Annotated in this window: 11 protein-coding genes; 3 read left to right on the top strand and 8 right to left on the bottom strand. The window is 76.0% G+C overall.

What is annotated here, in order from left to right:
- The first annotated feature begins 2 nt into the window (after positions 1-2).
- Positions 3-464, top strand: a complete 462-nt coding sequence (locus HGCM_RS02755; RefSeq protein ID WP_026075221.1) for an SRPBCC domain-containing protein — start codon at positions 3-5, stop codon at positions 462-464.
- A gap of 28 nt (positions 465-492) precedes the next feature.
- Here HGCM_RS02755 and HGCM_RS02750 read toward each other — a convergent pair whose 3' ends face one another.
- Both HGCM_RS02750 and HGCM_RS02745 read right to left on the bottom strand, forming a co-directional pair.
- Complete coding sequence (locus tag HGCM_RS02750) at positions 493-786, bottom strand: carboxymuconolactone decarboxylase family protein (RefSeq protein WP_019135358.1); 294 nt, start codon at positions 784-786, stop codon at positions 493-495.
- A gap of 89 nt (positions 787-875) precedes the next feature.
- A complete protein-coding gene (locus tag HGCM_RS02745) occupies positions 876-2,111 on the bottom strand; it encodes a YibE/F family protein (protein ID WP_246119420.1) in 1,236 nt (411 codons plus the stop codon).
- A gap of 355 nt (positions 2,112-2,466) precedes the next feature.
- Here HGCM_RS02745 and aztD point away from each other — a divergent pair, with 355 nt between their 5' ends.
- A complete protein-coding gene (aztD, locus tag HGCM_RS02740; protein ID WP_246119419.1) occupies positions 2,467-3,579 on the top strand; it encodes a zinc metallochaperone AztD in 1,113 nt (370 codons plus the stop codon).
- Between the two features lie 49 nt (positions 3,580-3,628).
- Here the strand turns inward: aztD and HGCM_RS02735 are convergent, their stop codons facing one another.
- On the bottom strand, positions 3,629-4,264 hold the full coding sequence (locus tag HGCM_RS02735) for a fasciclin domain-containing protein (protein WP_019135355.1): 636 nt from the start codon (positions 4,262-4,264) through the stop codon (positions 3,629-3,631).
- Positions 4,265-4,375: 111 nt separating this feature from the next.
- Positions 4,376-5,092, bottom strand: coding sequence for an SOS response-associated peptidase (locus HGCM_RS02730; protein ID WP_019135354.1), 717 nt, complete (start codon positions 5,090-5,092; stop codon positions 4,376-4,378).
- A gap of 60 nt (positions 5,093-5,152) precedes the next feature.
- Here HGCM_RS02730 and HGCM_RS18680 point away from each other — a divergent pair, with 60 nt between their 5' ends.
- On the top strand, positions 5,153-5,521 hold the full coding sequence (locus tag HGCM_RS18680) for a hypothetical protein (protein ID WP_019135353.1): 369 nt from the start codon (positions 5,153-5,155) through the stop codon (positions 5,519-5,521).
- A 4-nt stretch (positions 5,522-5,525) separates the two neighbouring features.
- On the opposite strand, the gene HGCM_RS16560 is transcribed toward HGCM_RS18680, so the two are convergent.
- The 4 genes from HGCM_RS16560 to helR all read right to left on the bottom strand — a co-directional run bounded on the left by HGCM_RS16560 (position 5,526) and on the right by helR (position 11,953).
- Positions 5,526-6,953 carry a M20/M25/M40 family metallo-hydrolase gene (locus HGCM_RS16560; protein ID WP_019135352.1) on the bottom strand — a complete coding sequence of 476 codons (1,428 nt, stop codon included), beginning with the start codon at positions 6,951-6,953 and terminating at the stop codon, positions 5,526-5,528.
- Positions 6,950-8,422 carry an aminotransferase class I/II-fold pyridoxal phosphate-dependent enzyme gene (locus tag HGCM_RS02715; RefSeq protein ID WP_019135351.1) on the bottom strand — a complete coding sequence of 491 codons (1,473 nt, stop codon included), beginning with the start codon at positions 8,420-8,422 and terminating at the stop codon, positions 6,950-6,952. The genes HGCM_RS16560 and HGCM_RS02715 overlap by 4 nt, the downstream gene beginning before the upstream one ends.
- The gene (locus tag HGCM_RS16555; RefSeq protein ID WP_019135350.1) at positions 8,422-9,597 is read right to left on the bottom strand and encodes a carboxylate-amine ligase; all 1,176 of its coding nucleotides are present in this window, start codon (positions 9,595-9,597) and stop codon (positions 8,422-8,424) included. Before HGCM_RS16555 ends, HGCM_RS02715 begins: the two co-directional genes overlap by 1 nt.
- Before the next feature lie 196 nt (positions 9,598-9,793).
- Positions 9,794-11,953 carry an RNA polymerase recycling motor ATPase HelR gene (helR, locus tag HGCM_RS02705; RefSeq protein ID WP_019135349.1) on the bottom strand — a complete coding sequence of 720 codons (2,160 nt, stop codon included), beginning with the start codon at positions 11,951-11,953 and terminating at the stop codon, positions 9,794-9,796.
- Positions 11,954-12,326 lie beyond the last annotated feature (373 nt).

The following is a 12,326-nucleotide window of genomic DNA, read 5'->3' as shown; positions in this document are numbered from 1 at the left end:
ACATGTCAGAGCTGAGCGAGCTGAGGTTCACCGTGTCCGGCCACGTCGCGCGGCCCGTCGCGGAGGTGTACGAGCTCGTCGCGGATCCCGCCGAGCTCTCCCGCTACTTCACGACCGGCGGCGCGCGGGGGAGGCTCGAGGCCGGCGCGGACGTCTCCTGGGACTTCGCGGACTTCCCCGGGCGGTTCCCGGTGACGGTCGTCGAGGCGGAGCCCCCGCACCGGATCGTGATCCGGTGGGACGGCCGCGAGTCGGTCGAGGAGCAGACCACGACGACGTTCACCTTCGCGCCGGTCGACGGGGGTGCGCGCACGCTCGTGACGATCACCGAGTCGTCCTGGCGTCCGACCCCCGCCGGCGCCGAGAGCGCGTTCGGGAACTGCGCGGGGTGGACGGGGATGCTCGCCGCCCTCAAGGCCTGGGCCGAGCACGGGATCAACCTGCGCGAGGGCTTCTACGTCTGACCCGGTCCTCGTGCGGGCGGCACCGCCGTCAGGCGTCGTACGCCGCCAGCGCCGCCACCACCTGGTGCCCGACGGCGGGCAGCCCGACGAGGACCGCCGAGACGACCTCGTCGCGCGTGGCGCCGAGCTCCCGCAGCCGCTGGACGTGGAACGGCAGGCCCGAGTGCATGCCGGACGCGGCGAGGACGGCGACGTAGGCGAGCTCGTCGGTGCGCTCGTCCAGCGCGCTCGCCGCGGCGAGCGACCCGACGGCGGTCATCCAGGCGGCGTGGTGCGCGGGCGCCTCGGACGCGAACGCCTGGAACGCGGTGCTGACGGACATGGTGCCTCCTCGTCGGGCGGATGCGCCTGACGCTAGGGCGGCCACGCGGCGCCCGGGGAGGACCTTGGGCCTCGTGGTGCCGCCGGTGCTCAGCGTCCGGCGGCCGCGCCGCTGTCGAGCGCGGCAGCGGGATCGCCCGCCACGGCGACGGCGGCGGGGTCCGCCGGCGGTCGGCCGGGCCCCGCCGGACGCGCGGCGGCCCCCACCGCGAGGACGGCGACGAGGGTCGTGAGCGGGATGGCGAGCACCAGCCCGATCGAGCCGACGAGGGTGCGGGCGACCTCCTCGGCGAGCTCCCCGCTCGAGAGCGCCCCGAGGAGCGTGCGGTCGGACATCGCGACCAGCAGCACGAGCGGCAGGGTGGCGCCCACGTAGGCGAAGACGATCGTGTACACCGTCGACGCGATGTGGTCGCGGCCGATCCGCATGCCGCGCGCGAACAGGGTCCGGCGGGTCGCCGACCCGTCGCCCGCGTGGAGCTCCCACACCGCCGACGCCTGCGTGATCGTCACGTCGTTGAGGACGCCGAGGCCGGCCAGCACCATGCCGCACAGCAGCACCTCGCGCATGCGCAGCTCCGGGGCGAGCGTCCGCAGGTCGGGCGCGTACTCGTCCGAGAGCCCGGTGAGCTGTGCCGCGCCGGTCGCCCACACCGCGATCGCGCACGTGACCCCGAGCCCGGCGAGCGTGCCGACGAGGGCGGTCGACGTCCGCAGGGAGAACCCGTGCGCGAGGTACAGGACGACGAACATGATGAGCGACGACGTGACGAGCCCGACCGCGGCCGCGGGCCGCCCGGCCACGAGGGCGGGGAGGGTGAACGTCCCGACGACGACGAGCGAGAAGCCGAGCCCGACGAGGGCGGCGAGCCCGCGCCAGCGGGCGACCGCGACGACCAGCACCGCGAACACCACGGCGAGGAGCGCCAGCGGCGGTCCGCGCTCGAGGTCGACGAACAGGTAGGGCGCGGTGCCGGGCGCTACGTCGGGCACGGTCACCACCCGCACGAGGTCGCCCGGCTGCAGCTCGTCGCCGTACTCCGGGGGGACGAGGACGTCGACGGCGACACCGTCGAGCGTGGCGCGTGCGACGGGCTGGTCGTACGTGTCCGTGCCGACCGACAGCACCGTGGCGGTGTGGAACGTCTGTCCGGGGCCCGTGGTCTCGAGCACGGGCATCTCGCCGGTCGGCCGCAGGAGCCACCAGCCCACGACGGTCGCCAGGAGGGCGGGCAGCAGCACCGCCGCGAACAGGACGCGGGCGCGGCGGCGTACCCCTGGCTCGACGGTCGAGGAGGGGGCGTGGGCGGCGTGGTCGTGCGGCACCGTCACACGCTCGCGGGCGCACCGCCGCGGTGGCGACACCGACACGCCGTTCGGCGGCGTCGTCGGTCGCCTTATTGATAACGATTCGCGATACCGCTAGGTTCGTCGCGTTCCTGCACCTCACAGAAGGGACTGGGCGGCAGCCCAGCGCGTCATGACCTCCTCCGCCCCTCACCGTCCCGGCCCTGCGCGCCGGCGTCGTCCGTCCTCCGTCGTCGTCGCCGTGCTCGCGTCCGGCCTCCTCGCCTCGTGCGCCGGCGGGCCCGGCGCCGTCGCCTCCGCGGGAGCCTCGTCCCGCACGGTGTCGGCCGCGCCGCGGGCCACCGAGCGTGCCGCCTCCGCGCCGAGGCTCGCCGTGACCTACGACGGCGGGGTCCTCGTGCTCGACGCGCTCTCGCTCGAGCCCGTCGCCGACCTGCCGCTGGCGGGCTACCTGCGCGTGAACGCGGCGGGCGACGGTCGGCACGTGCTCGTCTCGACCACCGGGGGGTTCCGCGTGCTCGACGCCGCCACCTGGGGGCACGCGCACGGCGACCATGCCCACTGGTACACGGCCGACCCGCTGCTCACCGACGTGACCTACCCCGCCGAGGAGCCCGGCCACGTCGTCGTGCACGCGGGCCGCACCGCGATGTTCGACGACGCCACTGGCCACGTGGTCGTCGTCGACTCCGCGCACGTCGCCGAGGGGCCGGGCGGCGAGCACGTGGACGCTCGCGAGCACACGACGCCGCACCCGCACCACGGCGTCGCCGTCGAGCTGGAGGACGGGACGCTCGTCGTCTCGGACGGGACCGCCGAGGCGCGCACCGGCGTGCGGGTGCTCGACGCGGGCGGGAACGTGCGCGCGGCGACGGACGAGTGCCCGGGCGTGCACGGCGAGACCGTGTCGGCCGGCGGCGCGGTGACGGTCGGCTGCGAGGACGGGGTCGTCCTGCTGCGGGACGGGGTCCTGACCAAGATCGACGGCCCGGGGGAGTACGCGCGGATCGGCAACCAGGCCGGCTCCGAGCACTCGCCGGTCGCGCTCGGCGACCTCAAGGTCGACCCGGACGCGACGCTGGAGCGGCCGAACCGCGTCTCGCTCGTCGACACCCGCAGCGGCGAGCTGCGCACCGTGGCGCTCCCCGCGAGCTACACCTTCCGCTCGCTGGCGCGCGGCGACGACGGCGAGGCGCTCGTGCTCGGGACCGACGGAGCGCTCCACGTGATCGACCCCGGGACGGGCCGGATCGAGCGCTCGGTGCCGCTCGTCGACCCGTGGACGGAGCCCGAGGACTGGCAGACCCCGCGGCCGTCCCTCCGGGTGCACGACGGCTCCGCGTACGTGACGGACCCGGCGACCCGCCGCGTGATCGCCGTGGACGTCAGGACCGGTGAGGTGTTCCGGACCGCGACGCTCGACGTGGTGCCCGACGAGATGGCGGTCGCGACCGGCGAGGCGCCGGACGAGCACGGTCACCACTGACCGCCGCGACGGCGCCGGTCCCCACGGACCGGCGCCGTCGCGTCGGGGGTCAGAGGTTCAGCGGTCGCAGGACGAGCGAGATGCCGTGCGCGATCTGCACGTTGCCCTTGTTGATGTCGAGCTTCGAGCGGACGAGGAAGGGGTCGAGGTCGTTGCGGTCGCGGTCCTTGAGCTGGACGATCCCGCACCGCTTCGACCAGACCTTCACCGTGATCGCGCCGCCCTGCGCGGTCGTCAGGCGGGCACCGTTCGACGCCAGCGCCGTGCCGGAGTCGATCGTCGCGCCCGGCACCACGTGGTAGAGCAGCACCTGCTCGACGGCGTCGACGCCGACGGCCCCGGCGATCGCCGTGAGGACCTTCGCCTCGGACTTGTACCAGCGGTGCGTGAGGTCGAACGCGAGGACCTGGAACGCGCGGTCGTTCGGCAGGAACGCGGTGAGCGGCACCGACCCGTCCGCCAGGACGGAGACCGGGCTGTCCGGCTTGGCGGCCAGGACCGCCGCGACGGCCTGGTCGACGATGTCGAAGTCGTACCAGTTGTGGTCGAACGTGTCGCCGTCCGCGGCGAGGACGCTCGCGAGGGACGTGGTGCCCGCGGCGTTCGCCGCAGGCGCGAGGGCCACGCCGGCGCCGGCCGCGAGCACGGCCGCGCAGAGCACGGAGAGGGTGCGTCGGATCTTCATCGTCGACTCCTGTGTCGTCGAGAGCGGCCCGGGTGGGCCGGACGCCCGAGCCGGGCGTCATCCTCTCTTCGCCCCGGACCGCCCCGGCGGATGCAGCGGCGTCGAGCGGGTTCAGCCGTCGGCGGCGACCGGCTCCACGAGCTCCGGACCGTTGTTGCGGACGTTGCCCACGGCCGGCCCGACCTCGCGGGGGACGAGCTCCGGCTCCGGCACGGACCGCACGAGCTCGCGGACGGCGTCGGCGTCGGTCAGCGCGGGGTCGAGCCACGAGTCGCGGAAGTCGGGCGGCAGCAGCAGCGGCGCCCGGTCGTGGATGTGCCCGGTCGAGTCGGTCGCCGTGGTGGTGACCACGGTGTACGTCCACAGCCACCGCGTCGGGTCGTCCTCGGCCTTCGCCGGGTCCGGCCACAGCTCGTACAGACCCGCGGCGGCGAGCGGCAGCCCGTCCCCGGCCGTCAGGTAGTACGGGGTCTTGCGCCGGGAGTCCGGGTGCTTCTGCCACTCGAAGTAGCCGTCCATCGGGACGATCGCGCGGCGCAGCGTCGCGGCGCGGCGGAAGGCCGGCTTCTCCGTGATGGTCTCGGCCCGCGCGTTGATGAGCCGGCTGCCGATCCCGTCGTCCTTGGCCCACGAGGGGACGAGGCCCCACCGCACCGCCCGCAGCTGGCGCACCGCGGCGTCGTCCTGGACGCGCTCGAGCACCACGGGCATGACGTCCGTCGGGGCGACGTTCCACGACGGGCCCCCGGCGTCGAGCAGCACCTGCTGGACGGCGAAGTCACGGGCGAGGTCGTCGTCCGCGCGGGTCTGGGCGTAGCGGCCGCACATGCGTGCAGTCTGCCCGAGCCCCGGGTGTCGGCGGCACCCGACGAGTGCTGTACTCGGGGCATGGGTGAGGCACAGGGCGCCCGGCCGCAGGACGAGTGGCAGGCGCGGGCGGACGAGGCCAAGGAGCGGGCCGAGGAGGCGCAGGCGCGCATCGCCGAGCTGCACCGCACGTCGCGCGCGACGGCCGCCGACGTGAACGAGGCGCTGGAACGGGCCGCCCGGGCCCGGTTGCACGTCGTCCAGGGCTACGGGCGGGCCGCCCTCGCGCACGAGCGCGCGGCCCAGCTGCTCGACGACCTCGCCGCGAACGGCGGCCCGCGGGCGGACGACCGCCGGGCCGCGGCGGCGCGCCACCGCGCGGCCGCGCTCGACGACCGTCGCGCCGCCACTCGTCAGGTCCGCGACAGCGTCGACCACCAGGACGACTGAGCGGTCAGCCCGACGACGCGGCCTCCCCGGGTCGGGAGAGCCGCGTCCAGAACGACGCGAGCGTCGCGACCCCGGCGTGCAGCAGGTCGACGCGCACGCTCTCGTCGCTGTCGTGCCAGTGGTCCTCGGGCAGCCCTGTGCCGAAGAACACGACCGGAGCGCCGGTCACGTCGTGGAGCAGCGACGCGGGCGAGCCGCCGGCGTTGCGCATCTGACCGACGCGCGGCGCGGAGAACCCGTCGGCCATCGCGTCCCGCAGCGCGGCGAGCGCCGGGAGGTCCGCCGGCGTGCGGTACGCCTCCTGCGCCCCCTCCAGCGGGATGTCGAGGGTGTACTCGACGCGGTCGCCGATGCGCTCGGCCACCCAGGTCCGCAGCTGCTCGGCGACGACGGCGACGCGCTGCTCCGGCACCGTGCGGATGCTGAGCGAGGCCTCGGCCTTCGACGGGATCGCCCCGCGGGAGGGCCCGCTGACGTCCCCGGCCACGAGCGCGAGCACCTCGGCGGTCGGGCGCAGCCACAGCCGCTCGAGCGGCGTCCAGCCGTGCTCCCCGCCGACGGGCCCGGCCTGGGTCCGCTCCCGCCACTCGTCCTCGTCCCACGGGAGCTCGCGCAGGGCGGCGCGCTCGGCCTCGTCGCCGGGGACCACGTCGTCGTAGAAGCCCGGCAGGGTGACCCGGCCGTCCTCGTCGTGCAGCTGGGCCAGGAGCCGGACGAGCTCGACCACCGGGTTGGGCGCGATGCCCGAGACGGCGCCGCTGTGGATGTCGCGGCCCGGACCCCGCACCTCGAGCGACGCGTTGAGCGACCCGCGCAGCCCCACGCACACGGCCGGCGCGTCGGCCCGCCACAGCATGGTGTCGGAGAGGACGACCAGGTCCGCCTGCCGTGCCTCAGGGTGCGCGTCCAGCAGGCCGGCGAGGTGCGGTGACGTCTGCTCCTCCTCGCCCTCGACCAGCAGCTTGAGGTTGACCGCGGGTGCCGGCCGACCGGTCGTCGCGAGGTGCGCCCGCACGCCCCAGACGTGCGCCAGCACCTGCCCCTTCGCGTCCGACGTGCCCCGCCCCCACAGGCGGCCGTCGCGCAGCGCGGGCTCGAACGGCGGCACCTGCCCCCAGGTGTCGTCCTTGGCGGCGCGCACGTCGTGGTGGCTGTAGACGAGGACCGTCGGGGCTCCCGGCGCCTCGCACCACTCCGCGTAGACCGCCGGAGCCCCGCCCTCGACCTCCCAGATCTCCGCCCGCGGGAAGCCGGTGTCGCGCAGCACCCCCGCCAGCCAGTTCGCCGAGCGCTGCAGGTCCGCCTGGTGCTCGGGCATCCCGGCCACGGACCGCAGCCGCACCCAGCCGATCAGGTGCTGCACCAGGTCGTCCAGGTGCTCGGAGACCCAGGCGTGCAGCTCCGGGCGCTCGCCCTGCGCGCGGCCGCTCACGGCGCGTCCGCCTCGTCGACGACGCGCAGCGTGGACAGCTCCGGGTCGGCCGCGTCCGGGATGAGCATGCCGGCGGCGACCCCGGTGCGGAGGTAGTCGAGGGCCTCCGCCGTCACGCGCTCCCCGGGGACGAGCACCGGTACGCCCGGAGGGTACGGCGTGACCAGCTCCGCGACGACCCGTCCCACGGCCCGCGAGGCAGGCACCTGCTCGACGCGGGCGAAGAACGCGTCGCGCGGCCGCATGACGGTCTCGAGCTCGAGCTCCGGCCCTCGGGGGAGGTCGACGTGCGGTGCGCGGTCGATCTCGTCGGCGCGCCCGGCGAGCTGCTGCAGCGCCTCCACCAGCACCTGCTCCGTGCGCTCGTCGTCGGCGTGCGTGAGGCGGGCGTTGACCCGGCAGGTGTCCGCGGCGCCGAGGTCCACGTGGCAGCGGTCGCGGAGCCACTCGGCGGCGGCGTAGCCCGTCACCCCGAGGCCCCGGACGTCGATCGTCAGCACCAGGGGGTCGAGGTCGAAGGCGCCGCCCGGGCGGACCACCTCGCGGCCCATGAGGGAGAGCCCGTCGATCGCGTCGACCGCCGTCCCCACCCGTGCCGCGCGGTCGATCGCGGCGGCGAGCAGGCGCTCGCCCTCCTCGACCATCTGCCGGCGCCAGCCGTCGAGCGTGAGGTAGACGAGGGACGACGAGCTCGTCGTCCCGAGCAGGTCCTCGCGCTGCTTGAGCACCGAGGGGTCGACGAGGTCGCCCTGCAGGTGGAACACCGAGCTCTGCTCGACGGCCGAGCCCATCTTGTGCACGCTCGTCACGACGACGTCCGCCCCGGCGTTCATGCCCCACGTCGGCAGGTCGCGGTGGAACGGCAGGTGCGCGCCCCACGCCTCGTCGACGATCAGCGGCACGCCGGCGTCGTGGCACACCTGCGCGACTCCCTCGATGTCGGCGCACGTGCCCCAGTCGGTGGGCGTGATGAGCAGCATCCCGCGCGCCCGCGGGTGGTCGGCGAGGGCCCGGCGCACGTCCTCCGGCTCGGGCGGATGGGCGAGGTGCAGGTCCTCGTCCACGTGCAGGTGCACCCAGACGGGCCGGATCCCTGCGATGACCAGCGCCGAGACCACCGACTTGTGCGCGTTGCGGGAGACCAGCAGCTCCTCGCCGGGCCCGGCGACCGCCATCATCGACGACTTCACCGACAGCGAGCTGCCGCACGTCGAGAAGAACGTCTGGTCGGCGTGCACGGCGTCCGCCATGAGAGCCTGCGCGTCCGCCAGGACGCCCTGGGACTCGCGCCGGTCGTCGAGCCCGTTGAGGAGGAGGACGTCGGCGGCGAACAGGCCCTCGCCCAGCACGTCGAGCAGGCGCCGGTCGACGCCGCGGCCCTGCCGGTGGCCCGGCGGGCCGAACACGACGTCGCCCCGGCGGCGGAAGTCGAGCAGGGCCTCGACGACGGGGGCGCGGCTGTGGTCCATCAGTGCTCCTCACAGCGGTCGGGGACTCGCGGGTCCGCGGCGGTGGCGCGCACCGCCGCGGCGACGACGTCGGGCACGGAGCCACCCGTGCGCAGCACCGCGCGCTGCCGCTCGGCGCCCGTGCCGTCGCGCAGCACGCGGCCCACCTGCCCGCGGACCCACGCGAGCTCCCCGCTCTCCTCGAGCGCGGGCGCGACGTGCCGGACGAGCGCGCCGAGCGCGTCCGCAGCGGGGACGAGCCGGTCGTCGTCCGGGTGGGTGAGCGCGTCGGTCAGGCCGACGCGGCTGGCGCGCCACGACGCGAGCCGCAGCAGCACGGTGGGCCGAGCGGGGGCGGGCAGGCCGGCCCGCCACTCGTCGGCGGCCGTCTGGACGAGGGCCCGGGACAGCACCGCGACGAGCGCGGCGTCCCGGACGTCGAGGCACACGTCCGCCACCCGGATCTCGATCGTCGGGTACCGGTGGGAGAGCCGGGCGTCGAAGTAGACCATGCCCGGGTCCAGCAGGGTGCCGGTCGCCAGCATCCGCTCGACGACCGTCCGGTACGCGGCCGCGGACCCGAACACCTCGGTCGGGCCGGTGCCCGGCCAGCGGCTCCACGCCTGCGTGCGGTAGCTCGCGAACGACGTGTCGCGCCCGTTCCACAACGGCGAGCTGGCGCTCAGCGCGATGAGCAGCGGGAGCCAGGTCCGGATCCGGTCGATGACGCCGACGCCCTCCTCGTCGTCGGTGACCGCGACGTGGACGTGGCAGCCGCACGTCAGCTGCTCCGCGCACGTCAGGCCCATGCGGTCGCGCATCGCGAGGTAGCGCGGGTCGGTCGACAGGGTGGGCCGGACCGGCAGGGGCGACGTCGCGAGCGCCGCCGCGCGGGTGCCGACCTGGCGTGCGGCCGCGTCCGCCGCGCCCCGCAGCGCGACGAGCTCCGCGAGCAGCTCCTCGACCGACCGCACCGGCGCCGTCGCCGTCTCGACCTGCTGCAGCTGCAGCTCCGCGCCGAGGCGGCGGGTGCCGGCCCGACCGGCGGCGCGCAGCACGTCACGCGCGGCGGCGACCGGGCTCCCGTCCTCGGGGTGGACGAGCAGGAGCTCCTCCTCGACCCCGACCGTCCGGATGCCGTCGGCGGCGCGTGGAGGCGCGGGAGCCGTGGCGGGCGCGGCGGCCTCGGCCGTCATCGGCCGACCTCGTCGTGCGACCGGCGCCTGCCCGGTCCCGTCCTCCCGAGACGGTGGGACGGCGTCCCACCCCGCAGCTGCACCATCGCGCTCGCCCCCCGGTCACCTGGGCCGGAGACTCGACCTGCGCACCGCCAGCGTCACACGCGCGGCGGCGCCCCGCACCCGGTGCCGGGCGGCCGCCGGGCGGGCCGCCTCACCCGCCCGCGAGGACGACGAGCTCCTGCGTCGCCCGCGTCATCGCGACGTAGCGGTCCACCGCCGCGGCGACCCCGTCGCCCCACGACTGCGGCTCGACGAGGACGACGAGGTCGAACTCGAGCCCCTTGACGAGCTCCGGCGTGAGTGCCCTGACCCGGTCCGCCAGCCCGTCGAGCGACGCGAGGACGCCGGGCTGCGCGACGACGCAGGCGGTCCCCGCCGGATGCCGGCCCAGCCCGTCGAGCAGCACCTCCCGCAGGCGGTCCACCGGCGCGTGCCGGACCGGCACGCCCGTCGACCGGACGGACGTCGGCACGTTCGCGTCGGGCAGCGCCGCTCGGATGACGGGCTCCGCGGCGTCCATGACCTCGACCGGCGTGCGGTAGTTGATCGTCAGCGACGCGGTCGTCACCTGCGTCAGCCCGACGCGGGCGAGCCGCTCGCCCCACGGCTCGGGGAAGCCGCGGCGGGCCTGCGCCCGGTCGCCGACGATCGTGAGGCTGCGTGAGGGGCAGCGGGCGAGCAGCATCTGCCACTGCGCGTCGGTGAGCTCCTGCGCCTCGTCGACGACGACGTGCGCGAACGGCCCGGCGAGCGCGTCGGGGTCGGCGGTCGGCAGTCCCGCCTCGTCGACGAGCGCGTCGCGCAGGTCGTCCCCCTGGAGCATCGACATGAGCTGCAGCTCGCTGTCGTCCGCGGCGATGAGGTCGTCGACGACGCGCGTCATGACCTCGCGCTCGGCGGCGGTGCGTGCCTCGCGCTCGCGGCGGCGCCGGGACGCGGCCGGGTCGCCGAGGCGCCGGCGTGCCGCGTCGAGCAGGGGCAGGTCGTGCTCGGTCCACGCGTGCGGGTCGGGGCGCTGCAGCCGGCGCACCTCGTCGGCGGTCAGCCACGGGGCGCACAGGCGCAGGTAGGCGGGCACCGACCACAGGTCCGCGACGAGGTCGGGGGCGTCGATCAGCGGCCAGGCCCGGCCGAACGCCCGGGTGAGCGCCCGGTCGCGGGCGAGGGTGCGGCGCACCTCGTCGACCGACGCCTCCTCGAGGCGGCCCGCCACGATGCCGACGAGCGCCTCCCACACGTCGTCGCGGGCCTCGTTGTGCGGGGTGCCGGGCTCGGGGGACGCGAAGGCGTCGGCCCAGTCCTCGGTCGTGACGACGACGTCCCCCTCGTCCGTCGTCACCACGACGGGCGCCGTGGGCGGCCGCTCGGAGAAGCGGACGGCCGGCTCGATCGCCGCCACCATCGCCGCGGACGCCTTGAGCCGCGCGACCTCCTCGTCGTCCTCCGCCCGGGCCGTCGCCCCCTCGGGCACCAGGTCGCGCAGCGTGCAGGTCTGCACGCCCTCCTCACCGAGGTTCGGCAGCACGTCGGAGACGTACGAGAGGTACGGGCGGTGCGGCCCGACGAGCAGCACGCCGCCCCGCCGGTGGCCGAGGCGGGGGTCGGAGTACAGCAGGAAGGCGGTGCGGTGCAGCGCGACGACGGTCTTGCCGGTGCCCGGCCCGCCGTCGACGACGAGCGCGCCCCGCGACCCGGCGCGCACGATCGCGTCCTGGTCGGCCTGGATGGTGCCCAGCACGTCCCGCATCCGGTCGGACCGGCTCGCCCCCAGGCTTGCGACGAACGCCGACTGGTCGTCCAGCGCCGCGGTGTGCGCCAGACCGTCGGAGGTGAACACCTCGTCCCAGTAGTCGGTGACGCGGCCGGCCGTCCAGCGGTAGCGCCGCCGGCTGCGCAGACCCATCGGGTGCGCGTGCGTCGCGGCGAAGAACGGCTCGGCGGCGGGGGAGCGCCAGTCGACGAGCAGCCGGCGACCCGTGCCGTCGTCCAGCCCGAGGCGTCCGACGTACACGGGCTCGTCCGCGCCCTCGAGCACCATGCGCCCCAGGCAGAGGTCGAGGCCGAACCGGCGCAGGGTCCGCAGCCGGCCGCTCACCCGGCGGATCTCGACGTCGCGCTCGAGCGCCGCCTGGCCGTGCCGGGTGGGGGCACGCCGGAGGGTGGCGAGCCGGTCGTCGAGGTCCGCCACCTGGCTGTCGAGCGCACGGGCGACGGCGGCGAGGTGACGCTCGTCCGCCGCGATCGCGACGGGGTCGTCCTTGGCGGCGAGGGAGGCGGGCAGGTCGAAGGCGCGGGCGGGCAGCGTGGTCACGCGATCAGCTCCAGGGTGCACGGCGGCGCCGCCGGCGGGGCGCGTGCCTCCGGCGGGACCGTGCGTGGGTGGGCGGTGAGGGAGCCCGGGCGGAGGCCTGCCGTCCGGTCAGGACGGAGATTCTGCGCGCCCGGGAGGGCCTTGCCGCAAGGCCCCCCACGCGCTATACGTTGAAGAGGGAGAGCAGAGGTGCTCTCCCGTCGTCGTCCCCCGGCCCGTGCAGCGGGCTCCCGGACCCGGCCCGCGGCTCAGCCGCAGTAGTCGCAGACCCCGGTCGCCGGCAGCGCCATCGAGCACGTCGGGCAGATCGCGGCCTCGCGCTCGGGGGCCGCGGTGCGGCGGGTGGACGCAGCGGACGGGGCCTTCGGCGCCC

It is taken from the genome of Cellulomonas massiliensis JC225, assembly GCF_000312005.1.
In the GTDB taxonomy this organism is placed as follows: domain Bacteria; phylum Actinomycetota; class Actinomycetes; order Actinomycetales; family Cellulomonadaceae; genus Cellulomonas; species Cellulomonas massiliensis.
Note: the sequence above shows the minus strand (reverse complement) of the source record. Positions and strands in the feature narration are given on the sequence as shown.